35 protein-coding genes are annotated in these 24494 nt (G+C 37.1%); 7 read left to right on the top strand and 28 right to left on the bottom strand.

The window, feature by feature from the left end; all coding sequences use genetic code 11:
* Positions 1–166: 166 nt before the first annotated feature.
* Both NC797_RS16930 and NC797_RS16925 read right to left on the bottom strand, forming a co-directional pair.
* Positions 167–325 (bottom strand): hypothetical protein, encoded by a 159-nt coding sequence (locus tag NC797_RS16930; RefSeq protein ID WP_272438002.1) that lies wholly within the window; start codon positions 323–325, stop codon positions 167–169.
* Between the two features lie 65 nt (positions 326–390).
* Positions 391–1053, bottom strand: a complete 663-nt coding sequence (locus tag NC797_RS16925) for an HAD family hydrolase (protein WP_272438001.1) — start codon at positions 1051–1053, stop codon at positions 391–393.
* A 562-nt stretch (positions 1054–1615) separates the two neighbouring features.
* Between NC797_RS16925 and NC797_RS16920 the strand changes: the two genes are divergently transcribed.
* On the top strand, positions 1616–2155 hold the full coding sequence (locus NC797_RS16920; protein WP_272438000.1) for a CotY/CotZ family spore coat protein: 540 nt from the start codon (positions 1616–1618) through the stop codon (positions 2153–2155).
* A gap of 174 nt (positions 2156–2329) precedes the next feature.
* Here the strand turns inward: NC797_RS16920 and NC797_RS16915 are convergent, their stop codons facing one another.
* From NC797_RS16915 to NC797_RS16900, 4 genes are all read right to left on the bottom strand, one after another.
* A complete protein-coding gene (locus tag NC797_RS16915) occupies positions 2330–2452 on the bottom strand; it encodes a hypothetical protein (protein ID WP_272437999.1) in 123 nt (40 codons plus the stop codon).
* Positions 2453–2673: 221 nt separating this feature from the next.
* On the bottom strand, positions 2674–3378 hold the full coding sequence (locus NC797_RS16910) for a metallophosphoesterase family protein (protein ID WP_272437998.1): 705 nt from the start codon (positions 3376–3378) through the stop codon (positions 2674–2676).
* A gap of 1232 nt (positions 3379–4610) precedes the next feature.
* The gene (locus tag NC797_RS16905) at positions 4611–5066 is read right to left on the bottom strand and encodes a hypothetical protein (RefSeq protein WP_272437997.1); all 456 of its coding nucleotides are present in this window, start codon (positions 5064–5066) and stop codon (positions 4611–4613) included.
* Positions 5067–5080: 14 nt separating this feature from the next.
* Positions 5081–5362 (bottom strand): hypothetical protein, encoded by a 282-nt coding sequence (locus NC797_RS16900; protein WP_272437996.1) that lies wholly within the window; start codon positions 5360–5362, stop codon positions 5081–5083.
* A gap of 496 nt (positions 5363–5858) precedes the next feature.
* Here NC797_RS16900 and NC797_RS16895 point away from each other — a divergent pair, with 496 nt between their 5' ends.
* On the top strand, positions 5859–6044 hold the full coding sequence (locus tag NC797_RS16895) for a hypothetical protein (protein ID WP_272437995.1): 186 nt from the start codon (positions 5859–5861) through the stop codon (positions 6042–6044).
* Positions 6045–6203: 159 nt separating this feature from the next.
* Here NC797_RS16895 and NC797_RS16890 read toward each other — a convergent pair whose 3' ends face one another.
* The 4 genes from NC797_RS16890 to NC797_RS16875 form a co-directional block, all read right to left on the bottom strand.
* The gene (locus NC797_RS16890) at positions 6204–6311 is read right to left on the bottom strand and encodes a helix-turn-helix domain-containing protein (protein ID WP_272438003.1); all 108 of its coding nucleotides are present in this window, start codon (positions 6309–6311) and stop codon (positions 6204–6206) included.
* The gene (locus tag NC797_RS16885; RefSeq protein WP_272437994.1) at positions 6287–6517 is read right to left on the bottom strand and encodes a winged helix-turn-helix domain-containing protein; all 231 of its coding nucleotides are present in this window, start codon (positions 6515–6517) and stop codon (positions 6287–6289) included. Before NC797_RS16885 ends, NC797_RS16890 begins: the two co-directional genes overlap by 25 nt.
* Before the next feature lie 80 nt (positions 6518–6597).
* Positions 6598–6864, bottom strand: a complete 267-nt coding sequence (locus tag NC797_RS16880; protein ID WP_272437993.1) for an SHOCT domain-containing protein — start codon at positions 6862–6864, stop codon at positions 6598–6600.
* 25 nt (positions 6865–6889) lie between these two features.
* A complete protein-coding gene (locus NC797_RS16875) occupies positions 6890–7447 on the bottom strand; it encodes a hypothetical protein (protein WP_272437992.1) in 558 nt (185 codons plus the stop codon).
* A 182-nt stretch (positions 7448–7629) separates the two neighbouring features.
* Between NC797_RS16875 and NC797_RS16870 the strand changes: the two genes are divergently transcribed.
* Positions 7630–8013, top strand: coding sequence for a GerD family protein (locus NC797_RS16870; protein ID WP_272437990.1), 384 nt, complete (start codon positions 7630–7632; stop codon positions 8011–8013).
* A 70-nt stretch (positions 8014–8083) separates the two neighbouring features.
* Here NC797_RS16870 and NC797_RS16865 read toward each other — a convergent pair whose 3' ends face one another.
* Together NC797_RS16865 and NC797_RS16860 are read right to left on the bottom strand one after the other, a co-directional pair.
* Positions 8084–8467, bottom strand: a complete 384-nt coding sequence (locus tag NC797_RS16865; RefSeq protein ID WP_272437989.1) for a DUF302 domain-containing protein — start codon at positions 8465–8467, stop codon at positions 8084–8086.
* Positions 8468–8521: 54 nt separating this feature from the next.
* Entirely contained in the window at positions 8522–9091 is a 570-nt protein-coding gene (locus NC797_RS16860; protein ID WP_272437988.1) for a class I SAM-dependent methyltransferase, read from the bottom strand.
* Between the two features lie 108 nt (positions 9092–9199).
* Between NC797_RS16860 and NC797_RS16855 the strand changes: the two genes are divergently transcribed.
* Positions 9200–9370: a hypothetical protein gene (locus tag NC797_RS16855; protein ID WP_272437987.1), complete on the top strand. Its 171-nt coding sequence runs from the start codon at positions 9200–9202 to the stop codon at positions 9368–9370.
* Here NC797_RS16855 and NC797_RS16850 read toward each other — a convergent pair.
* The 15 genes from NC797_RS16850 to sigW all read right to left on the bottom strand — a co-directional run bounded on the left by NC797_RS16850 (position 9362) and on the right by sigW (position 22144).
* On the bottom strand, positions 9362–10141 hold the full coding sequence (locus NC797_RS16850; RefSeq protein ID WP_272437986.1) for a sulfite exporter TauE/SafE family protein: 780 nt from the start codon (positions 10139–10141) through the stop codon (positions 9362–9364). The two genes, NC797_RS16855 and NC797_RS16850, sit on opposite strands and share 9 nt — an antisense overlap.
* Positions 10142–10211: 70 nt before the next feature.
* The gene (locus NC797_RS16845) at positions 10212–10439 is read right to left on the bottom strand and encodes a sulfurtransferase TusA family protein (protein ID WP_272437985.1); all 228 of its coding nucleotides are present in this window, start codon (positions 10437–10439) and stop codon (positions 10212–10214) included.
* A gap of 26 nt (positions 10440–10465) precedes the next feature.
* Positions 10466–11590, bottom strand: a complete 1125-nt coding sequence (locus NC797_RS16840) for an MBL fold metallo-hydrolase (protein ID WP_417168725.1) — start codon at positions 11588–11590, stop codon at positions 10466–10468.
* 20 nt (positions 11591–11610) lie between these two features.
* Entirely contained in the window at positions 11611–12003 is a 393-nt protein-coding gene (locus tag NC797_RS16835; RefSeq protein WP_272437983.1) for a DsrE/DsrF/DrsH-like family protein, read from the bottom strand.
* A 29-nt stretch (positions 12004–12032) separates the two neighbouring features.
* Complete coding sequence (locus NC797_RS16830) at positions 12033–12605, bottom strand: sulfurtransferase TusA family protein (RefSeq protein ID WP_272437982.1); 573 nt, start codon at positions 12603–12605, stop codon at positions 12033–12035.
* Between the two features lie 24 nt (positions 12606–12629).
* Complete coding sequence (locus NC797_RS16825; protein WP_417168724.1) at positions 12630–12917, bottom strand: rhodanese-like domain-containing protein; 288 nt, start codon at positions 12915–12917, stop codon at positions 12630–12632.
* A 95-nt stretch (positions 12918–13012) separates the two neighbouring features.
* Entirely contained in the window at positions 13013–13495 is a 483-nt protein-coding gene (locus NC797_RS16820; protein WP_272437980.1) for a DsrE/DsrF/DrsH-like family protein, read from the bottom strand.
* 225 nt (positions 13496–13720) lie between these two features.
* Positions 13721–13981 carry a metal-sensitive transcriptional regulator gene (locus NC797_RS16815; RefSeq protein ID WP_272437978.1) on the bottom strand — a complete coding sequence of 87 codons (261 nt, stop codon included), beginning with the start codon at positions 13979–13981 and terminating at the stop codon, positions 13721–13723.
* A gap of 27 nt (positions 13982–14008) precedes the next feature.
* Positions 14009–14425: a rhodanese-like domain-containing protein gene (locus NC797_RS16810; RefSeq protein WP_272437977.1), complete on the bottom strand. Its 417-nt coding sequence runs from the start codon at positions 14423–14425 to the stop codon at positions 14009–14011.
* Positions 14426–14842: 417 nt separating this feature from the next.
* Positions 14843–16645, bottom strand: a complete 1803-nt coding sequence (gene glmS, locus NC797_RS16805; protein ID WP_272437976.1) for a glutamine--fructose-6-phosphate transaminase (isomerizing) — start codon at positions 16643–16645, stop codon at positions 14843–14845.
* 651 nt (positions 16646–17296) lie between these two features.
* Complete coding sequence (gene glmM / locus NC797_RS16800) at positions 17297–18631, bottom strand: phosphoglucosamine mutase (RefSeq protein ID WP_272437975.1); 1335 nt, start codon at positions 18629–18631, stop codon at positions 17297–17299.
* Positions 18632–18667: 36 nt separating this feature from the next.
* Positions 18668–19900, bottom strand: coding sequence for a CdaR family protein (locus NC797_RS16795; RefSeq protein ID WP_272437974.1), 1233 nt, complete (start codon positions 19898–19900; stop codon positions 18668–18670).
* Positions 19893–20714: a diadenylate cyclase CdaA gene (gene cdaA / locus NC797_RS16790; protein WP_272437973.1), complete on the bottom strand. Its 822-nt coding sequence runs from the start codon at positions 20712–20714 to the stop codon at positions 19893–19895. Before cdaA ends, NC797_RS16795 begins: the two co-directional genes overlap by 8 nt.
* 189 nt (positions 20715–20903) lie before the next feature.
* Positions 20904–21566 (bottom strand): zf-HC2 domain-containing protein, encoded by a 663-nt coding sequence (locus NC797_RS16785; RefSeq protein WP_272437972.1) that lies wholly within the window; start codon positions 21564–21566, stop codon positions 20904–20906.
* A 14-nt stretch (positions 21567–21580) separates the two neighbouring features.
* Positions 21581–22144, bottom strand: a complete 564-nt coding sequence (sigW, locus tag NC797_RS16780; RefSeq protein WP_272437971.1) for an RNA polymerase sigma factor SigW — start codon at positions 22142–22144, stop codon at positions 21581–21583.
* Between the two features lie 219 nt (positions 22145–22363).
* Here sigW and NC797_RS16775 point away from each other — a divergent pair, with 219 nt between their 5' ends.
* On the top strand, positions 22364–22519 hold the full coding sequence (locus NC797_RS16775) for an aspartyl-phosphate phosphatase Spo0E family protein (protein ID WP_272437970.1): 156 nt from the start codon (positions 22364–22366) through the stop codon (positions 22517–22519).
* A 214-nt stretch (positions 22520–22733) separates the two neighbouring features.
* Here NC797_RS16775 and rocF read toward each other — a convergent pair whose 3' ends face one another.
* A complete protein-coding gene (gene rocF, locus NC797_RS16770) occupies positions 22734–23636 on the bottom strand; it encodes an arginase (protein WP_272437969.1) in 903 nt (300 codons plus the stop codon).
* A 170-nt stretch (positions 23637–23806) separates the two neighbouring features.
* Between rocF and NC797_RS16765 the strand changes: the two genes are divergently transcribed.
* On the top strand, positions 23807–24055 hold the full coding sequence (locus NC797_RS16765) for a hypothetical protein (RefSeq protein WP_272437968.1): 249 nt from the start codon (positions 23807–23809) through the stop codon (positions 24053–24055).
* Complete coding sequence (locus NC797_RS16760) at positions 24052–24411, top strand: retropepsin-like aspartic protease (protein ID WP_272437967.1); 360 nt, start codon at positions 24052–24054, stop codon at positions 24409–24411. Before NC797_RS16765 ends, NC797_RS16760 begins: the two co-directional genes overlap by 4 nt.
* The last annotated feature ends 83 nt before the right edge of the window (positions 24412–24494 follow it).

Genomic DNA, 24494 nt, shown 5'->3' with positions numbered 1-24494 from the left:
TGGCACGATTGAAGTTAACAAGAACATCCGTAATGGCGTTGACATATGTAACGGCAATCTTGTTTTTATAGACTCGATTAGAGAAGTACGTTTTTGTGCCCATCGCCATTCTCCTTTCCCTTCATAATTAAATTTTATCAGAACAAATGTTCTAAGTCAAGAAATTTCATCTCCTTCGGAGGGGCGATTCATCCCCCAAATAAACAGGTAGTTCCTTACCTTCAATATAATCAATTATGTATTTTCGAACTGTCTGAGGGTTTTTAATTGCTAACAATTTATCCTCTTGAACAATTACTGCTTTTGCCGATTTTCTGATTCCCATTTTAGACCCCCAATATTTTATGAACCCTTCTATTCTGCTTAAAAGTAGCCCTTTAATTCCTATACTCAATTTAATTCGTGAATGATTAATGGTAACTCTTTCAAATCTTCAACAATGAAGTCCGCTTCAACATTATTCCATTGTAAATCTTTTTTCCACACTCCAAGCATCCCTATATTCATAGCACCTTTCACATCATTCTCAGGATGATCACCTACGTACATACTCTCATTCTCTGAAACGTTTAATTGCCTTAGTGCCTTGTGAAATATTTCTGGATTAGGCTTTTTTATCCCTTCCCATTCCGAAACAAGTATTGTATCAAAATATTTTTCAATCCCTAAAGCCCTTATATTATTCATCTGGAACTGTCCTTTTCCATTTGTTATGATCCCCAATCGAATTGAACTACTTTTTAAGCCTTCTAACATAGTGAGTAGATTGAAAAAAGGAGTACAACTATTGTGAAATTCCTCTATATAATCTTCAAGTAACCTTTGCCAAGAAATTTTGTTAATATTGAATTCACCAACCAGTTGTTGATATACTTTATCTTTCCAAACATACCCTCGACAATCTAACTCTATAAATCTTGAAATATATTTTTCTTTAGGGATATGACCAAGCCATTCATTCAATCTATCATATTGATTCCCTATAAATTTCTGTACGGAAGCATCCCTATTTAGCAATGTACCATCTAAGTCAAATATAACCGCTTTAATCATTTTATACTCACCTCCCCTATTTGTGTAGCTCTTCCGTCAAGAGAAGTGACCTTTCTCTTTTCAGGAACCGCTTCTACTACTTCAAAGAAAAATTATGAAAAGATTAAGTGAATAGGATAAAGGATAAACAAAGTATATCCTTTGCGGCGTAAAATCATGGGATCATAATTTTCGAATTTTTTAAAATAAAGCCTTTTTTATAAGGCTTAGTTTGTTATGCTTTATTTTAGATGCACTAAGAGATAAATATGGGAAACTAACAAAAAAGGGGACTTTACACAGTGTCTTTTATGTTAGCTTGACGTCTATGGACACGGAGCCCCGCCAGCGGATACTTAGAAGTGATTTGTCCGTGGTATACTGATAAATCAATAAGGACTTTTTCTTGTGCAAAATTAAATTGTTCAACATTTTGAGTGTTTTTACTAGCATAATTAAATTAATGCAACACTAGTGACAAGATATATTAATCAATTTTTATAAAACTAGATTTTTTATTTATACCGCTAAGACTTCCTCCTCATAATTTGATAGTGAATTAAAAATAAAGGAGGATTTTTATATGTCTGTTAGCCATCGAGAAGAATGTGTTTGTGATGTCGTAAGAGAAATTGTTCGAGCCCAAGATGCTGTAACCAATAATAATGATTGTTGTACTACTAGCTGTGAAAATTCAATCAGAGATTTATTATCACCTAGTCAAGTGGGCAATGTCAACACAACTATTCCTTTCATTCTTTACTGTAAAGATTGCGACCCATTTATAAGTAGTGGAGTTTTCCAAGGTGAACTTGGTGAATCAGGAAATACCTTCTTTGGGTGTGTTGAAACTCCAATTTTCCGTGCGAAGAAATTTGTTGAGGGAAGCGATTGTTGCGTTAAGCTAGAATTACTTCTTCCTGTTACTGAAGGAGGATCTACACCAGGCCCAACTGAAAGCGGCGTTAGTGATGTATGCAAATTTTTTCCTGGCAGAAGTGTAAGAGGTTTTCAAGCTACCGGCATTTGTTTAACAGTTGATTTAAATTGCTTCTGTGGTATTACTTGTCTAGACCCTATCTCTCCAATCCCAGCATCTCAATTCCCAAGTGAGGAAGATTAAGTTTCCTTTGATATTCACTCCTTTATTTAGTTAGAAAAATTTAATCCACAACCTATGCCTGAGTCTACAAATTAGAAAGGTCAACTGGATAAAAATTTCAGTTGACTATTTTTTCACCTAAACAAGTTTTGAAATAATCGTATTCTTTCAAGATAGGTATCCAAGCACCCCAAGTTACCATTCACTCCTACTGACTGCAATAATCTTTAATATTCGATTTTCACCATCAGTTATCATCGCTGCTGCAGCTGCATGTTCCGCACAAAAACCCATTGAACATGCCGTATCAATGCTCACACCAGTATATACTTTTCCATTTTCGGCTAGGATAGCTGCTCAAACTCCCCCAGCTTCAGCCTCATCCGATAGTTCACGCGGATGTATTAACAGACTTCGCTTTATTATAAAGATCAGCAAATGTCATAACTAGCCTCTCCAAATTAAATTTTCAAAATATACCTTTTATTCCGAATGGCGGCTTTTCTGGAATATCGCTTTATAAAAGTAGTGTGCGTGGGTCAAGGTGACTCATAAGGTGGATTTAAGTAATGATCAGCGAAATCCTCTTTGCAAGGAGCGTTGGAGTTGCGAATTCGTTCGGAAGCTTCTTTAGTATTATATGTAGTGACTTTTAAATCAACATCAGGACCGGATAAAGCCCAACAAGCGCCGTTAGCTTGACTCTGCAATCCAACACTTCCTGCATTGATGATTCGTTTATCACCAACAGTGCGGTCAAATTGAATATGTGTGTGGCCACAAACAATAATACTTTCTGGGACACTTTCGATCATCGGCTGAATTTCGTTATCAGGAGTATTTATTCGAATCGCCTCTTCATCACTGCGAGGTGATCCATGTACGAATAAAATCTCTCCCAAACCGTCAACGCTCAAAATCGTTTTTTCGGGCAGGCTTTTTAAGAACTTTAACTGTTCTTCCGTTAATTGATCGGCACACCAGTGGTTTAATTCAGCTGTGAAATCACCTAATCCTTTTTCCTTCCCATAACGATAAGCAACCTCACGATCAACGTTACCTTTAATAAAAAGAAACTCATCCTTATAATCCATTAAAAGATCCATAACCTGACGTGGCTCGGGTCCCCAAGCTAAGTCCCCACCAACTACAACCTGGACAACATTAGCCTTTCTAACCTCTTCTAAAACAACTTTTAATGCTGAATAGTTCGCATGAATATCATAAATAGCAGCTACACGCATTTAAATAATCCTCCTCAAATGTGAAGTGAATCCCCCCTAATCCTAATAAACGAAATACATAGAAAAAAGATTCAACTTCTTCCACAAAATGGGCCGTTAACTTAATACTAATGTTAAATCCTTTCTGGTACAACATTTTATAAACGGTGTAGACTCACAATAAAGTCTGGTCTTTAACCCAATCCCCCGCAATCGCTTATCCCGCCTGCTCTCCCACCATTGTCTGAATTGTTTCGTAAGAATAAATATTGGTCTGGATTTTCTCTGTTTTTCTTCAATTGTGTAACAATTTAGTGAGAATAAAGTTTGGTTGAATAAAGAAAGACCTTACCTGACACGTACACACCAAGTGAAACCATTCTCTTTCAAAATGAATTCACTATTTCTACTTGATCGTCAGGGATTAAAGGGGTGAAAGCAATGGCTGAAAGGGCTTACCTAGCAAGGGATTTGGGAGAATTGAGAATCAGTGAGCGCAGGCTTTTTTGAGCGGAACGGCTGGGGAAACGTGGGCGTTTTTGGCTGTGCAGCTCGCTTTTATGGGTAGTCTCTACACATCAAAAAACCCCGTGAACAGGATATGTCCACGAGGTATTAACCAAACTTTATTATACGTGACCGGAGTTTATTTTACATAACCATACACTGTTATAAATGTACATCTAATAATAAGTTCAATACAAAATAGAGAAAAGAAAAACCAACAACAAAATAATACAATCTAAGAAGATGTTTTCTCCAATTAGTTTTATCATTGAAGCATACAGAAAGGAATATTAAGATACCTACTATCAAAATCTGAAAATACATTTTGAATAAGAACCACCCATTAAATCAATTCTTTTATTATTGAACTATGTTTTTTACTGGAGTAAAAAAGGCAATTACCATTATTTCCAATTAAAAATCGTTGATAATATTGAATTATTAATGGACAAACTTTGTAGTACGTTAGCTTAATCGATTTCACAAAAGCCACTATCAATTATCTCACTTTGCTCTAACTCTTCATCATAAAAGATATATCCATAGCTTGAAAAGCAATTTCCGCTCTGTTAGCAATAACTGTAAGTATCTCGCCTTTATTAAAGTATTTGCTTGTAGTGCATTGGTTCAAAGTTTTCACCAATATCTTCTTCAATATAATTAAAGGAATACACACCATTAACTTTAAATTTCTTAGGAGCTTGAAATATTTCCATGATCACCCCTCTATCTCCTTGTTAAGACGACTATCCCTTATAAACGTCTTTAATTGATTTAATTTTTTTAAGTTTTAGCCAACGAACGTCATCTTCAACAAGTGCCTTACCAAATTCATACCTGGATGCAATCATAATTTCTAATTCCATTCGGGTTATAAGAATAACATCCCTCAACTCTTCACCATTCTTCATTTCAATTGTCATTACCTGACCGTCAACCATTTCCTTGACGAATGGGTATTTCCTCAAAATCTTTTCCTCACTCCTTTTTTCCTCTAATGGTATCAACTTTTTTTCAATGGGAATGAACCCCAACAGAAGGATAACCAGACAAAGAATTAGAAACCACCAACCAAAATGTTTCCAATACGTTGTAGCAATAATACTGATAGTTAAGTACCATCCCAATGTTAGTAACTTATAGATAAATCTTCTTCCCTTATCTCTTCTTTTTTCCTTTTCTTTAACTTTCCTGGACTTCATATAGGAACACCACCTTAGCTTTTTGGCTGTATTTGTGCATTAAGTAAGGTGATAAATTTTTTTCGAGACTTTTCATACTTAATCATCCGTCTCACTCTGCCTTTGCTTTGTAAGTATCTCCTAACATGTCGGTTTGTAAAAATTTTTTGATGATACTGTTCATTTTCATATAGTTCCTTAAACCATGGATATCTTTTCAGCTTTTCAATATGATCATCAATTTTTTTAGTATTTAAAGATTGATCCTGTCCAATGCCTTCAAATAATGAACCTATTAAATTAAAAATAAATTCCATAGAAACTCTCCTTAATATCATTTGTATGATTATATTTTACTTATTCTTTAACAGTTGAAAAGAACATTTATATCCCTAATCTCCCTCAAATTAACATTGCTATTACCACTCTTAAATACTTTAAATAAAAAAGAACCCAAAACGTCTAATGTACGTTCTGGATTCTACATCTTAGCATAAGTTGATTGAACAAATATCCCCTTCTTTGTAAAACTTACTTACATATTGTAAGACTTAGTTACATGTTGTAAGGGAGAGTTACAGGGAGACAAAACAATTGTGTATTTACAATAAAGATTCATTCTTAATTAAAGTGATTTTAAAACGGAAGTCACAATCTAATATATCCACCGCAAATAATAAAGTTTCGTTCTCAAAATCAGGCGATGGAGAAATTGATAAATGATAATACGGTAGTTTACTCTAAGCTATCACATATCCTAAGATCGTTCATATTAATATTAGTGAAGAAAAGCCATTAAAGGAGTGAGGTTAATTGCATTATCAATATCCATATTATTATCCGAATCACACAGGAAGAACGGAAGCAATGTCTATGACGGGAATGGATGAAATGAAACAAATGATGATGGAACATATTAAGATGACCCAACAAATTAAACAAAAAGTCGATATGATTGATGAACGACTAAGAATCATGGAAGAAAAAATGATGCGGTAGTGAATAACTACCGTATTTTCATTATTCCTATACGACAAATCAATTTCTAAACTCACTGTCATCTTCATTAGACTTTCAACTCACTGTATAGGCAATGAGACTTTAAAATCTGTTCCTTCTCCTTTTGTACTTGTCACCCTGATATTCCACCTCTCAGTTTCATGCTTCCACCCCAAAACGATAACCTATCCCATAAACAGTTTGAATCGCTGCAGAAGAGCCAAGCTCTGATAGTTTTCTTCTTAAGTTACTGACATGGGTATCAATGGAATGTTCATAAGTTGTAATCTGCTATAAACCCTACCAGGTTTTTCTGCAAGTGTCGTTACAATTTTAAACTCTGTAGGGGTTAAATTCGCCCTTGTATCGTGGACATAGACTTCGTATGTGTTAAGGTTAATTTTTATATCTGCTTGTAGAATCCACACATCGTCTGCTTGTTCTTCTGACGTTCTCCTTAGCATCGCCTTCATTCTAGCAACACCTTCATGTTTTAGCACGAAGTAACAAACATAAACCTTGATAAAAGTTTATCAAGGTTTAATCTCTACAATCAAATTTTATCCGAATCTGTCAGCTCATGTAGTCGTTGTCTGTATTCCTCTGTATCGATTTCTCCTCGGGAGTATCGCTGTCTTAGTACTTCAACTGCTTTGTCGTCAGTTTGACTTGATTTATTGTTATTTCCAGCTGACAATCTCTGAATCGCTAATATAATTAACCAAATAACAAGACCCCAGAAAACGATCATAAAAATCCCACCAACCATCATCATCGGTACAACACCTCCAAAAATTTCCATTCCATTGTCCCACATCATACGAACAACTCCTTTATCATTCTATTCATTTAGAATAATTGAAAGCCCCGTTACAAGCAAACATTCCTGTAGTACTTAGCATCACTCCGATGTTGTCACTCATGGAAAGTAACATCTCTTTTTGTTGCTCTGTTATCTCTGTTCCTTCTTTCTCTAATTGCTTCATCTCTTTTTGAACAACTTTCTCCAACTCTTTCGTCAATTTATCTACCTTTACCCCTTGCTCCCCTGCAATCGTGTCAAGTGATTTTCCACTTTGAATTTCTTTTTGAAGTTGATCTGTTGTCATACCCAGTGTCTTGGCAGCTTCACTAAAAAGATCCGTCATTAAGTCGTTCATATTAGACATGTTATTCATCATCCCATTCATACTTCCCATCATGTCCATTCCATTCGAATCACCCATCATACTCATCATTCCAGAGCCTTGATTTGAACCCATCATTTGATTTTCGTTCATGATAGTTGAAGATGTATCATTTATCCCAGTGTTAGAACTGGCATATGAAAGAACTGATCCCCCAGTCATTGATCCAACTGCAAATGCCCCAACAAGCCCTGCTACTATTAATAATTTTTTCACCTGTACTCACTCCTGTTTTTATTATAAGTGGAAAGCGTAATTTCTTTCGCTTATTAACAATATAACCGACCAATTTTCAGAACTTATCAGGAGAATGTCAAGAACTTGTTAAGATTCATGATAAACGACTTACAGTTGGGAAAATTAATAAAAACAAACTTCAAAATAAGGGAGGAAGCCAAATGAAAATAAAGAGAAAGCTAACTGTCGCTATCTTAGTCTTACTCCTGATTGCTGGATGTGGGGGCATGAACGAAGGAAATACTAATGACATGATGAACTCAGGTGGCATAAGCCCTAACATGCTAGCTGATATGATGACAACACCCGAAATGCAGGATGCAATGGTTCGTGTCATGAGTTCTCCTGAAATGCAAGATCAAATGATTGAATTAATGCAGCAACCTGAAATGCAGGATACAATGGGTGAATTAATGAAGGATCCTGAAATGCAAGATAGTATGATTAACGTGATGAAAGAGCCGAAAATGCAAAGTGCTATGGTTGAGATCATGCAAACACCAGAAATGGAGGGAGTTTTAAGAGATATTATAAATGAAAAGTAAAAAAATGACGATAATGACTCCCTATCATTATCGTCGCTTTGTCTCAACATGTTGATTCATTTATTAAAAACTAAACAGCTTTGTCCATACAACCAATTAATCGTTCCTCGATGTCCTTTGCGAGATCCTTAATCGACTGATCATGGACCATTTCAATTAATGCGGTTGGTCTTGGCATGCCTATCTTTGTGGTACCCGCATCATCATAAACGACAATCTTGCAAGGCAAAAAGTAACCAACCATCTGATTTTGTGACAAAACACGTTGTGCTTCATGTGGATTACATACCTCTAGAACTCGATAAGATTGGTCAAAATCAAGGCCCTTTTCTTGTAATTTATCCTTTATATCAAATTGCCAAAGTACACCAAATTTTTCTTCCTTTAAGGTCTCCTCAATTGAAGCAATTGCTTCCTCGATTGTTTTATTGGTTTCGACAGTATAGTGAAACAAGTAATCATCTCCTATTATATATTCTTTATTATTATGTTCCCATTACATGATAAATTAAACAGCCTTAGCAGTAATCACATAAATTGCTGAATTTAAGTGGGTGACTTCTATATCAAATCCATTTTCCCTTAAAAGCTCACCCATTTTTTCAGAAGGAATTTTTTCATGAAAAGGCGGACCTATTTCAGTCTCGACAGCTTCCCATTCTAGAAGTAGCAATTGTCCTTCAGGTTTCAAAATTCGTTTAATCTCACATAGTGCTTTATCCAGATTTGGTACCTCGTGAATAACAAAAGCAATCAAAGCTTTGTTTACTAAACCTTTGTCGAGTTGTATGTTTTCTAAGTCACTAACCACATAATTGATATTATCAATTTGTTCTTCTACAGCTTTTTCTTTGAGCATTCCCAGCATTTTGGACTCAATATCAACTGCATAAACTGGTTTCTTCATACCTTTGGCAATCGGTATTGTGAAATAACCGTTTCCAGCTCCCAAATCCGCAACAGTATCATTCTTACTTAAATCTAACATTTCAATTACCTTATTTGAAGGTATTAATTCTTTTCGTTCAGTACTAATTAATTTGTCAGCATCATTTGGATTAAATCGGCTACCTGCCATTACTTTCCCCTCTCTCCTTATTATTCCGTTCCAATCTCTATTCCATTATGTTATAATACCTAGTAAACACATTGGTTTTAGTCGTTTTAATCTTAGGAGGTTTTCTTGATGAATATCTTAAAAAATCTTTTTATAGAAAAATGCCCCAAATGTAAAGATACTTTGGTAAATAAACCAAACACATTAACGACTCAAATCATTAAATTTTGTCCAAATGGCCACTACGAAAAAGAGTTCCATCCAGCACTTGAGTCCTATATTGAGAAACATTTAACTTAAAATATCAAGCCAAATTTTGATTGTAGTGATCAGTATTAACACCGCCAATATTCCTTGTAATAACTTGGTGTTCACTTTTTTCCCTATTGCTGCGCCAAGAGGTGAGGCTATAAGGCTGGCCACTACCATGACGATCGCTGGGACTAACGGTACTTGCCCGGTTGTCAATTTCCCCACTGTTGCACCAATGGAAGAAACGAATGTAACGGCGAGCGAAGTGGCAATCGTCATTCGGGTCGGTATTTTTAAAACAACTAACATGATGGGCACGAGAAGAAACGCACCTCCAGCCCCAACAATACCTGCTCCAAGACCGACAATAAACGTAAGTGAAGCTGCTAAACCCTTAGAAAATGAGACTTCCTCACGCCCACTATCATCAATTCCTTTCTTTGGAATAAACATCATCACAGCAGCAATTACAGCCAAAATGCCATAAACAAGATTGATTCCTTCCTCAGATAAAAATCGGGAACCATATCCACCGATGAAACTCCCGAATAAAATACTTACACCCATCGTTAGGATTAAGTTTTTATTTAAATGACCTCCTTTGCGATAGGCGTAAACACCAGAAAGTGTCGCAAAAAAGACTTGAACGGCAACAATACCTGAAACCTCATAAGCATTGAAACCTACAAATCCTAGTAAGACAGGAATGTATAATAGCATCGGATAATTAATAATAGCCCCACCGATACCGAGCATTCCTGATAATAAAGATCCGATTAAGCCAATAACAAATATGGTAAGAATAAAGGTTAAATCCATCGTATGTTTTCCCCTTTCGATAAATTGAAAAAAGGAGGCAGGCATAGCATCCCCCTTCTTCAATTGATGTTTAACCTTTCTTAATCCAAAACTTTAAAACCCCATCTTCTTCCGTATCTTGTAGTAATTCATGACCACCAGACTTTGACCAAGCAGCAAGGTCACTTTTTGCCCCTTTATCTGTTGCATGAACTTCTAACACTTCTCCTGAATTTAATTCGTTTATCGCCTTTTTTGTTTTTACAATTGGCATTGGACATGCCAATCCTTTTGCATCTAATACTTTATCTGCATTCATTTTTCATTCCTCCAATATTTAAAATTTTACCCGTGAATAGCACAACGGTTTGGTCCAATTTCCATTTCACGTTGGTCTTCATCATTTGGGTTGATTTTACCCATGTTTGTTTGACGAATTTCTTGATATGCGTTCGGCTGTGGTGGAAGATTTTCTGAAACGGCACGACGGAATTCCTTTTCATCCATATTTAAGCCTGCATTTTCTTCATATAGATCGCCAAGCTTTGCTTGAACTTGACCTTGATCTCCTAATTCACTGACACTACCAAAGTGCGCCGGAAGAACGATGAGATCGTGTGACAATTCCTTATATTTGTCGTACAACGTATTGCGTAAATCATCTGCCCAGACACCAGCTTTCCCTGCTAGGTCAGGGCGTCCAATCGATTCTACAAAAAGGATATCGCCTGTTAACAAGTATTGATCATCCACAATCAATGACGTACTTCCGATCGTATGACCTGGTGTATACAGTGGCTCAGCTTTCACTTTTGTATTTCCCACTGAGATGTCTTTTCCTTCTATGAGAGGCTCATAATCGAATTGCACTTCTTCAGCATCTTTTGGTGGTAAATAATACGTCGCTCCAGTACGATCTTGTAATAAACGTCCACCTGAAATATGATCCGCATGTAAATGTGTATCGAGGACATGCTTAATAGTGACATTTCTTTCTTTGGCAAAGTCGGTGTAAGCATCAACTGTTCGAGTTGAGTCGACAACAATGACTTCTCCATTTGATTCAATAAAGTAAGAAAGACAACCTTTACCAATACGAACAAATTGGTAAATAGAGCCACCATCTTTTAAATCACCAATTTTAACTGGATTTAAATATTCACTCCATGACTTCATCCCGCCTTCAAGAACAAATACATCTTCAAAACCAGCATCAACTAAGTGTTCTCCAACCATTTCAGAGGATCCTTGCTTAGCACAAACAACAAGAATGTCTCGATCTTTCGGGAGTTGATCAACAATCTCATCTACCCCATCAATCAAATCGAAATAGGGGACATTGAGGTGCTCCACTTGTTCCCCCTCAATTTTCCAATCACTAAATGCATCTTCGTTTCTAACGTCTAAAATAAAGAGTGCCTTATTACTTAAAACCTTTTCGGTCACTTCTTTTGCTGAAATTAATTTCATACCCAATCAAAAAACCTCCTCTAGAATGTTAATGTAATATTGGCATCGGAAGCGTAGTGGATGAAACTTGCAGCTCCACCAACTTCAATGCCATCAACAAATGCATCTTTATCAAGACTCATGACATCCATTGTCATTTGGCAAGCAATAATCTTCACACCCATTTCTTGTGCCATTTCTAGTAATTCCGGAATGGATGGAATATTTTCCTTTTCAAATCCCTCTTGAAAATGCTCGCGGCCTTCAGGAATAGGAAGTTGCTTATGTCCTTCCTTGTGAATCAAATTTAAACCTTCAAAAGTGAAGAAGATCCCCACTTCGGCATCACTTGCAGCTGCAGCTGTTGCTACATTAAGCACCTTATAAGCATCAAACAAACTTCCGTTACTTGCAATAATCGCTACTTTTGTCATTTTTTAAATCCTCCAATTTGTGGTGTTATTTATTGATCTTTTTCAATAGGTCCAGACCATTCAACCATGCCCTGAACGACATTCTTTACATTTTCAAAGCCTTTATCAGCAAGCTGCTTAGAGGCTAAGTCACTACGATTTCCGGTACGACACACAACATAAATTTCACTTTTTTTGTCCAACTCATCTGCTCGATTATCTAGTTCACCCAACGGAATGGATTTTGCACCAGGAATGTGCCCAAAACTATATTCAGCAGGCTCACGGACATCAAGCACAGTAACCTTTTCTCCAGCATCTAATTTTACTTGTAATTCGTCATTTTTTATGACATGAGGATAGTTCTTATCTTCTTTTACTTCGGATTCGCTTGCCTTACGAAGGTAGTGCTTTAATATATCAGCCTCTTCTGTTGTGCCAAGGTACTGATGGCCACTGCTCTTTGCCCAAGCTTGAATATCAGCAAGTGATCCTTTATCGGTTGCTTGCACCTCAATCACCTGTCCAGATTCTAAGTCTTTCATCGCCTTTTTCGTTTTTACAATTGGCATCGGACAAGCAAGTCCTTTTGCATCTAACACATGATCCGTTTGAATGGTCATATCTTATCCCTCCATACTGTTTTTTTATTCCATATCACTTTCCCAATTGGACATTCCGCCAACCATATTTTTAACCTTAAAACCCTTCTCGGTTAACCATTCAGAGGCTAAACTACTACGGTTGCCGGAACGACAGACCATAATATATTCTTTTTCTTTATCCAATTCATCTAGACGAGTTAAAATTTTTCCTAAAGGAATGTGTTTGGCTCCTGGGATTTTCCCTGTTTTAATTTCATTTTCTTCTCGAACATCAATGATGTTGAGCTTTTCCTCATCTTTTAAGCGTCTTTCTATATCAGAAGGTTTCACTTCTTCTATTTTTAATTTTGTTCCCACTTTTTTACCTCCCTTCTTTCTGATTTAGTATCACCAAAGTTGGGTGCACAATACTTGCCTAGGTATTTTTATATGAATAAATTCACTTTGGCTTCATTGGCATCACCGAGATAAGCAGCCACACCTGCATAGTCAAGTCCATCAATTAATTCTTCTTTTTGTAAACCGAGTAAATCCATCGTCATGGTGCAGGCGACAAGTTTTACCCCTTGTTCTTGCGCCATCTCAATCAGTTGCGGAAGAGATAGTACATTGTGTTTTTTCATGACATGTTTAATCATCTTAGGACCCATGCCAGCAAAATTCATTTTTGATAGTCCAAATTTCTCAGGACCATGCGGCATCATAAAACCAAAGGCTTTCTCAAGCAATCCTTTTTTGACAGGTACTTGTTCATCCTTTCTTAGAGCATTCAAACCCCAAAAGGTATGAAAGATCGTTACCTCATGATCATAAGCTGCCGCACCATTGGCAATAATAAATGCAGCAATGGCTTTATCTAAATCCCCACTAAATAAGACAATGGTTGTTTTTTCTTTCTGTTCTTCCATAATATCTCTCTCCTTTTAACAAAATACTTTTACCCCTATAGGTATCATTATATTTAAAAAAATATAAACTGTAGTATTTATGAAGTTTATTCTAACTGAATCAAAATACCCTTACAGGTATGTTAACAAACAAAAAAATAACTGTCAACACGTAAAATTTCATTACCTTGTTTTCCTTAATAAAAAGGATGAAGGCTGTTCCTTTAGCAAAACAGCCATCTTTACTTATCTACTCTTCACTAATAAATTAACGGCTTCTTGAATAAGTTCTTCTGTATCTTCGCCTCGTTCAGATTGTAGACGAACGCATTCCTCTAGGTTGGAGCTCACAACAACGCCTATGGTACGATCTAATGCAAAACGGACCGCTGACATTTGACCAACAAGATCTTTACACTCTTTTCCCTCTTCCATCATCTTTAAAACACCTCTTACTTGTCCTTCAATTCGCTTCATTCTGTTTTTGATTTGGTTATTATATTCCATTTTAAAACCTCCATTTTATAGATTATTTTATCCATTACCACTTTTTCTCTTTCCCGACCATGAGGCAATACCACCTGATAAATGAGAAATATCTTTATATTGTTGCTTTTGCAAAATTCTTGCTGCCTGTTTACTACGCATGCCACTTTGGCAATACAAGATCAATTCTTTGTCAGTAGGAATTTCTTTTAATCGTTGTTTCAACCCAGATAATGGAATATTAACCGCACCTTGAATGTGACCAGAACTAAACTCATGAATTTCTCGCACGTCAATTAACGTACTATTTCCAGGTATTTTTAATTTTTCACGTAGTTGCTCATCAGTTAAATTTCTTAAGTTTTTAACTGGAGCAACTCTTTTATAAACGAACCATCCTACGAAAACAAATAAAAGTATATTAACTAAAAAATTTATGTCCAAATTAATTCTCCTTTTTACCATAATAGGTATACCCCTATAAGTATTGTAACATTTTTCATTTCAAAACCAGAGTTTAAATTTACCATAAATATTATCCACTAACCTTTGTTGTTAACAGACACTTGATACCATCAATTATTAGGGAACCAAGACCGTACAACCTAGTAATCCGCACCACTCGCGCACCAGCGTACCATAGATCTATCTGAATTGCGATTTCCACCGAACTGTTCATAAGAATTGAATTCAAAAAGACGTCTAGTCCATATACTTTTAAAAGATTCAACGTGTAATTCTCCACTTTGATTACATTACAAGAAAAAAGAAGCATCTAACCAAAATAGTTAGAGCTTCTTCAACAACACCAGTATAGAACTTTATTTTCGAGTCTATAACTTTATTTTCATTCAACAAACAATTTTAACCCTACATCTATCTCTACTCCACCGTAACGCTTTTTGCTAGATTTCGTGGTTTATCCACGTCACAGTCACGGTGTAAGGCTGCGTAATAGGCTAACAACTGCATTGGTACTACGCTGACTAATGGTGTTAACAGGTCATGGACTTGTGGCAGTACGAATGCATCGCCTTCTTGTTCTAGGCCTTTTATACTGATCACGCCGGTGTTGGCACCTCTTGCTGCAACCTCTTGAACATTTCCTCGGATAGAGTAATTCACATTTTCTTGTGTAGCAAGTGCGATCACTGGTGTTCCGTCTTCGATTAATGCGATTGTTCCATGCTTTAATTCTCCACCAGCAAATCCTTCTGCTTGAATGTAGGAAATTTCCTTGAGCTTTAACGCTGCTTCCATACAAACATGATAATCTGTGCTACGTCCGATAAAGAATGCATTTCTTGTTGTACTAAAGTATTCTTTGGCTAACTGTTCAAATACTTCCTTTTGATCGGTAAGAGCTTCCATTGCACTGGCAACGATCGCCAGTTCTTGAAGTGGATCAAAATCAAAGGCTACGTTTTTTGCCTTTGCTGTGTCAACTGCTAAAATAGCTAAGACAGCTATCTGTGCAGTGTATGCCTTTGTTGAGGCAACTGCTATTTCTGGACCTGCATGTAGATGTAACGTATGGTTTGCTTCACGAGAAAGGGTGGATCCTGGTACGTTGGTAATGGTCAACGCTGGATGTCCTAATTCTTTAATACGTACTAGTACAGCACGACTATCTGCTGTTTCTCCACTCTGTGAGATAAATACAAACAATGGTTTCTCAGATAAAAGTGGCATATTATATGAAAATTCACTTGCAATGTGTACTTCAACGGGTACATTAGCAAGTTTTTCAATGAACTCTTTGCCCACAAGCCCCGCATGATAGCTGGTACCCGCTGCAATGATATAAATTCGATCCGCTTCAACCATTGCTTGACGTACCTTTTTATCTAGCTTAATTTCGTCATTCTCATCCTGATATTCTTGGATGATGTTACGCATAACGAATGGCTGTTCATCAATTTCTTTTAACATAAAGTGTGGATATGTTCCTTTTTCTATATCAGTAGCATCGATTTCTGCAGTGAATGGATCACGTTTCACGACGGTTCCGTCAAGTTTTTGCAGTTCCACATTCTCCCGTTTCACAATAACAATTTCATTATCATGGATCTCTAAATATTGGTCTGTCACTTTAAGTGTTGCCATGGAATCACTAGCCACAACATTAAAGTGCTCTCCTAGACCAACGAGCAATGGGCTTTTATTTTTTGCTACAAAAATGGTGTCTGGATTATCTGCATCTAACAGTGCAATCGCATAGGAACCCTTCAATAGGGCAATCGTTTGACGAAACGCTGCCGCAACATCGTTACTATTGTGATAGAGCTTTTCAATCAATTGAACAATAACCTCTGTATCTGTTTCACTTGCTAATTCTATATCCGTTAGATATTCATTACGGAGCGACACGTAATTTTCGATAACACCGTTATGAACAATGGTGAATTTTTTGGATATACTTTGGTGGGGATGGGCATTTTCCTCACTCGGTGCTCCGTGGGTTGCCCAACGTGTATGGCCAATTCCCATTGTTGCATGCGTATTGCTATCTACTTTCTCGCGGAGTGCAGCTATTCGTCCTTTTACTTTAAACACATCGACTCCGTTTTCATTTAACGTAGCAATTCCTGCGGAGTCATAGCCTCGGTATTCGAGTTTTTCTAATCCGTTCAACAATACTTCTTTCGTATTTTCATTTCCGATATATCCTACAATTCCACACATGTTGCTGTTTCCTCCTTAGATTAAAGGGGCAAACAAATAGCCAGTCAAAAATGTTAAAAATTTGGAATCCATATAAAATGCTGCCGTCTTATTTTACATTTTTCCTCTTTTTAACGCATACCATTGTGGGGCGTTTATTTGCCCCTTTCTCGTGTTGTTTTGTCATCATCTTGTTTTTATTCTTGTGCAAAGAGTCACCTCTTCGTTTTCGAATAATAAACATATCGGTTGAGATGTGTAACAACCGGGAGGTATCCGCCGAACGTGCTCGATAACCCTCCTCCTCGTCAACTACTTTCCTCCGAACGGAAAATAGTTCAGGCGCTTTTAAGGATTCTTACTTACTATGCTCCTTTCTATTCTTGAATATGTTCCTTTTGACTAGGAACAATATTCATTTTACTTATATTTGTGGATCAGGTCAACCTTTTTCAACTCTTACCCTTAGTGTAAAAAAGGGTTTACTACAAAGATATGCGCGGATAGCTTAAACCGTGCCCAACCGCGCATCTCTTTTTTCTATAAGTGCGTGTTCAAAAATCGGAAAATTAGAAGGTCGACTAATGTCGCCACGTCCTGTGGCAAACGCTAGTCGATCCCGTCGTGAGCAAGTAGATGCGCCACTTATCATTTGGTGAATTTTGAACATCTCTATAATCGTTCTATTACCCTCACCACTTGCTCTACATACCTTTCACAGTCTTCTTTTGTCGGTGCTTCTACCATTACTCGAACGAGTGGTTCTGTTCCAGATGGTCTTACTAGCACACGTCCTTGACCATCCATTTCGTTTTCAACTGAAGCAATAATAGCTTGTACATCTGGATGATGTAACGCTTCCTTTTTATTTGAAACTTTAACATTTTTTAAAACCTGTGGGAATTTCTCCATTTCCTCTGCCAATTCAGACAATGGTTTACCTGTTTCTTTTAATACATTCACTAACTGTAGTGCGGTTAGCATCCCGTCTCCTGTCGTATTGTAATCTAGGAAAATAATGTGTCCTGACTGTTCACCGCCAAGATTATAGGCTCCCCTTCTCATCTCTTCCATTACATAACGATCACCTACCGCAGTCTTATCACTTTTCATTCCATTTGCTTCAAGTGCTTTATAAAAGCCTAAATTACTCATAACCGTTGACACAACAGTCGAGTGGCGAAGTAGACCTTTTTCGTTTAAAAATTTGGCGCAAATATACATAATTTGATCGCCATCCACGATATTTCCGTTTTCATCAATAGCAATTAAACGATCCCCATCCCCATCGAATGCTAAGCCAATATCAGCACCTTTTTCAACAACAAACGCCTGTAAGGTCTCTGGGTGTGTGGAACCGACACCATCGTTAATGTTTAAACCATCTGGAGAGGTACCAATGGTGAAAATTTCTGCTTCTAAATCGGCAAACAAATGGGAAGCTAACGAGGAAGTTGCTCCATGTGCACAGTCTAATGCAACATTTAAACCATCGAAATCATTATCGATCGATTGTTTTAAATATTGGATGTATTTTTGACCACCTTCAAAATAGTCATTAATTTGTCCGAGATCCGCACCAATAGGACGTGGAATTATATCCGTTTCGGCATCTAGTAGAGCTTCGATTTCCAACTCTTGTTCATCGCTTAATTTAAACCCATCAGGACCGAAAAATTTAATACCATTATCCTCTACTGGATTATGAGAGGCAGAAATCATTACCCCTGCTTCTGCACTCGTAGCCTTTGTTAAGAATGCGACCCCTGGTGTAGAAATGATACCAAGACGCATCACTTCTGCCCCGATTGATAAAAGACCAGCAGCAAGCGCTCCTTCTAGCATTGGTCCTGAAATTCGTGTATCACGACCAATTAGAATTTTCGGTCTTTCCATCCCCTTCGTTAACACATAACCGCCACAGCGACCCAATTTAAAAGCTAACTCTGGAGTAAGCTCTTTGTTCGCAACCCCTCTTACTCCGTCCGTACCAAAATATTTTCCCATGGTGTACCTCTCCTTTACTTCCTTTAACATAAGGGCTTATTCTAATTGAACGACTGCATTTTCTACGTTGACATTAAGTTCGATATTATCTGGCCCACTCAGATTAATTGGAATCTCATATTCACCAGGACCTTGTCCACTTAAGTCAATCGATAAAGAAATATCCTCAGGGCCAAGATTCTGAAGTTCTTCACTGGTTCCAATTGCCGTGACATCTAATAACCCGTCAGTTGGATCTACAAAGGTGAGGGAATAATTTTCATCAAGATTTCTCGTTTCAATTTGTTCACTCTCAAAAACTATTTCTTCTTTTTCCCCAACTTCGATTGTTACTTCAACTTTTTCGGGTTCCATTTTGCGCACATTATCTGGTAACTGAAGACCAAGCTGAATCGTTTTCGCTTCAGTTATTTCTGACAAATCAATTTCCTCGGTGTTGATTTGATCCAATTCAGATAAAATTTCATCCGCAGCAAATACCCTCACTTCCTCAGGATCCACTGTCATACTCTCTATTGTTAGACCATCTCGAAGTTCGCCTTTGGTAGCTGGCTCAACAGGGATGGCCTTGTTCGGATTCCTTACATCGACTGAAACCTCAACGGTTGGTTGTGCTACCCTTACATTTAATTCATTGCCTTGGTTATCATACACTTTGACAGGAACCTCTTGATTGTTAATTGGTTCATTGACTCCAGATACATCAACAAACGCTTTTACGATGGCAATGCTGTCCACTATTTCCTTAGAGCTCGTAATCGTCACTTGATTTGGAGTAACCTTTGCTTCTCCTAGTTCATAACCATCGGCAAGTTTACTTTGATTAATAAATTCTACATTAACGTCAAAATTCTGTGTAGATCTTTCCTCAATCGTTACTTCTACCGTTTTAGGTTCAATATAAACAGATAGCTCATTAGATATACCTGTTTGCTGTATTTTTACTTGGTGTGTCCCAGTTTCTAAATCTTGTAGATCGACAAAAACACCGAACGCTTTTTGTCTAATAGTAGGCGTTACAACGCTTTTTGATCCTTGTACAGTAACGGTTACGGTATTTGGGACACCACTAACCACATATTTTTCTTCGTCTATTCGAATATCAACAGGCACGTCTTCTACCGTTTCTACCTCATCAGAACCATTTGGTATAAAGGTTGACTCTGATTGCGTTGTATTATCGTCTAAACTTACTGCTGTGTATAATAAAATTGCGAGCACAAGTGCTACACCTCGAACAAACCAGGGGCTTTTTAACCATTTATCCATTCTTTTTCCCCCTCCAGTTCCAGCCTTTCGTTAGCGTGCCTTTAAAGGAGTGATCCAGTTCTTGGCGCAAGACCTCCGATAGTTTGTTTTGATCGAGATCCCTGTTAATCTCACCATTTTTCGCACATGAGATTTGACCGGTTTCCTCTGATACGACAATCGTTAAAGCGTCTGTAACCTCACTTATTCCCATCGCCGCTCTGTGCCTTGTCCCTAATTCCTTAGAAATAAACGGACTTTCAGATAATGGTAAGTAACATGCGGCCGCAACAATTTCATCTTGCTTAATAATAACTGCCCCATCATGTAATGGTGTGTTTGGGATGAAAATATTCGTTAAAAGTTCATGGGTTAAATGTCCATTAACCAGAATTCCTGTTTCAACATAATCCCCCATACCTGTTTCTCTTTCTATTGTAATTAATGCTCCTATTCTCCGTTTTGCCATGTAGTTACACGACTTTAAAATCGCTTCAATGCTATGATTTAACATATCTTCTTCAGAGGTTGTGTTTCTTGAAAAAAAACTGCCGCGTCCTAACTGCTCCAATGCACGTCGCAATTCTGGCTGAAACAAAATAATGATTCCCAAAAACCCCCATGTAATGGCTTGCCACATAATCCACTGAACAGTTCTTAGGTCAAGTAATATACTTAAAAGCCAAATACCAAGTACCACAAAAATACCTTTTAATAATTGGATTGCTTTGGTTCCTCTGATTAACATGATCAATTTATAAAGAACAAACCAGACTAGGGCGATGTCCACACTGATACGCAACAAGTCCAGAAAATCAATACCCCTGTCAAGCATGTTTACACGTCCTTCTATGCATGGATTCCTCTTCCTATCTTTAAATATCTTGTTATTTTCAAGTTTTATATATGTAATGCCAATTAACAAAATGCATTTTTATTATATCATACATTACGGATCAAAAATAATCAGAAACTACGAAAGGTATACATGTATTGATTGGAATACACTTCATGCCCTAGTCCATTAGACAAGGGCATGAAGTGTATATATAGTATTCACTTTAAATGAGAAAACGTCGTTAATGCTTTTTTTTATATTATACCATACCCAATCAAAAATTTGATCTATCTGTTTGAGTTCACCACCAATGGCCGCTGCCAAGTATGGATCACTGCTTTTTTGATCTGATATAAGTTTCCCATTAATTAAAACTACATCTCCCTTAACAGTACCTTCTATTATTAAATCCCCATTCTTAACAACTAGGTCACCATCAACGGTTACACCTTCTGGGACAGTAACTGTATTGTTTTCAATTACCAAATCCTTTTGTTTTGACACCGTTAATTGGCTATTCCCATTCCATACCGACGACAGACCAGCAAACATGAGCACGAAAAAAATAGCCGCTGCAGTGACAATTGGATGTGTTTTCATCCATCGTTTATAGCCAACACGTTTAGGTTCTTTTGGGAGATTGTTCATCACGTTTCTTGTAAAATCATGAGGTACATTGATTTGATCCATACTCTTCATATACGTATTTGTTTTCTTTAACTCCTGATAATGCTGTTGACAGGAAGTGCACGATTTCAAATGTGCTTGCAGTTTACTTTTATCATCTGTAGAAAGCTCGTCATCGAGATATTGGTGCATTAACTTGATTGCTTCTTTATTACATGCCATTCGTACCACACTCCTTACATATGACGTAACCTTTTACGGAGGGATTCCCGTCCCCGGTGAATCCTTGTTTTAACTGTTCCAATAGGAATATCAAGCACCTCACTAATCTCTAAAAGAGAAAGCTCATCCAAATACCGTAACACAATAACACTACGATACTTAGGAGGAAGCATCATGATTTCTGTTTGAATATAGCTTTGAAGTTCCAGACTTTCTACTTCTTCTTCTGGTAATTTTTGGTCAGATGCAAGCTGCGAGTACATATCTAACCCATCCGTACCTTTGACATCAGCATCTAAATAGTAGTCTGGTTTCTTTTTTCGGATTCGATCAATCGTCAAGTTTGTCGCAATTCGATAAAGCCAAGTAGAAAATTTTCTATTATCATCAAATGATTGAATGTTAACGAAGGCCCTAATAAAAGCCTCTTGAGCTAAATCTTCAGCCTCATGAACATTCCCGATCATTCGGTAACAAATTTGATACACTTTATTTTGATAAAAAGAGACCACATCAGCAAATGCGGCTTGATCCCCTTTTTTGACCTGTTTAATTTTTTGTTTGATTGCATTTTCCATCCATACATACCTCCGCTAGAATTGCGGTACTTTCTTTACGATTTACCTCAATCTAAGGTTTCACTTTTTCATCGGAAAAATTTTTTCTATTAAACTTCCCTAATTTTTAGGGATAGTAAATTGAAATTGGAATCTACTAACGTTACACACAAATGTTTAATAACGGAAATTATTGGGTAAAATCTTACAAAGATCATTATACCAGTTTAGGAGGTTATGATGGGCATAAAAAACGAGCTTTTAGAAAAAATTGAGTGCTGCCGTAAACAGATGACCGACTTATATTATGAGTCAACAGAGCTAAGCTCAGATGAAATGGTATCCATAAGTACTCGACTAGACCACTTGTTAAACACCTATTCAAAAATATCCTAATGGTGAAAAAAATGCTGCATAATTTTTAACAGTAGAGGAACAATTGATAAATAGAAGAAATATAATCTTAAAAGGCCCTTATCATAAGGGCCTTTTTTGGTTTGGTTAAAGTATGATTTGATAAATACCAGTAATTCATAATTTATCTTTTTACGGGCGAGAAGACCCCCACTTCAACAAAATTGAGCTTTCTTTTGCAAGTGGGGGGCGTAGTTCACTTCAGCTTTTCCCCGAAAAGGGAACTTATTAATCCAACGGCTATGGCCGCTGTTTTATTTTTTTCATCTAAGATTGGATTTACTTCTACAAATTCAGCAGATGTAATAAGGTTTGATTCCTCTAACATTTCCATCGCTAGATGACTTTCCCGATAACTTAGTCCACCCATTACAGGAGTCCCAACACCTGGTGCATCTATTGGGTCTAAACCGTCTAAATCTAAGCTCAAGTGAACCCCATCAACCCGATCCTTGAAGTGACTAATAATCTCACTCATTACTACAGACATACCTAATCGATCTATTTCATGCATAGTGTATACCTTTAATCCAGTTTTTCTAATTAATTCTCGTTCACCATCGTCAACTGATCTAGCACCAACAATCACAACGTTTTCTGGTTTGATTTTCGGCTGGTAATCAAGAATATTAATTAAATTTTCATGGCCAATACCTAGACTTACAGCTAGAGGCATTCCATGAATATTACCAGATGGTGAGGTGTCAGCACTATTTAAATCAGCATGTGCATCGTACCAAATGACACCGAGATTGTTATAGTGCTTGGAAATTCCAGCCAAACTACCGATTGAAATACTATGATCTCCGCCAAGAACGAGCGGAAAGCTTCCATTTGAAATTATCTCATCGACTTTTCTAGCTAATGCTTCGTTTCCTTCAGCGACTTCTTTTAAATTTCGTAACCGATCTCGAGTTTGGACTTCCTCCCGAGTAGGACGTGATATTTGTATATCACCAAGATCTTCAATCGTATATTGAAGTCTTTCCATTTTCTCTATAACGCCCGCATAACGAATAGCACTAGGCCCCATGTCCACCCCACGCCGATTCTGTCCTAAATCCATAGGAACGCCAATAATAGAAAATTTCTTATTCATTAAATAATAACCTCCTCTACCTGACTCTATTGTAAACAGATAGGATAAAATGACTCAACTAGACAAAAACCTGTATATATATACAGGTGGCCAGGTTTAGAGTTACAATGTACGGATAACTCATGATAAAATAGAAGTAAAATTCTCAATGGATAAAGAGGTGGCTTCTAATGAAGTGGGAAGAAGTAAGGACGATCTACCCAAATCAATATGTTTTGTTAGAGATTCTTCAATCTCATATCAAGGGAGATAAGCAATACGTTGATGAGGTTTCCTTGATTCGTACCATTTCTGATCCGAGAGAAGCAACGAAAGAGTTACTTCACGCTGAAAACGGAACAGTTGTTTATCATACCAATAATGAAAAGTTTGTAATTCATTTAAGAAAACGGGCTTCAGTCCGTGGTGTCATTTCGTGATAATTGAGTATGTGGATCAACTGCTCTGTGTCCCATTAACGATTATGTACAAGGTTAAGAAAAAAGCGATTGAACAGATGATAATTGACACTGGTGCTGCACATTCGATCATTTCATCGGATGTTGCAGATGAAATCAGGATTACCTTTGAAGATGGTGATGAAATTGTCAGGTCGTTTGGCATAGGTGCGGAAGAGTTTTCCTTCAGAAAGCAGATTCAGCAAATAGAAATTGGGACGTATAGAATTGAAAACTTCACAATTGATTTCGGTGTCTTACCTGAAAAAATAAACGGATTGATAGGGTTGGACACTGTGAACTACTCCCACCACTTACCACCCTTGCGGGTTGCTTGAAGTGGGGGCTTCTTGGATAATCGCCACTTTTGGTAGCTGACGAAATTGACCAAGCTAACCCTCTTGTTCCAAAAGTTATATTC

The sequence above is a fragment of the Terrihalobacillus insolitus genome, assembly GCF_028416575.1.
Lineage (GTDB): Bacteria > Bacillota > Bacilli > Bacillales > Amphibacillaceae > Terrihalobacillus > Terrihalobacillus insolitus.
The sequence above is the reverse complement of the archived record's forward strand: the minus strand, read 5'-3'. Positions and strand labels throughout refer to the sequence as shown.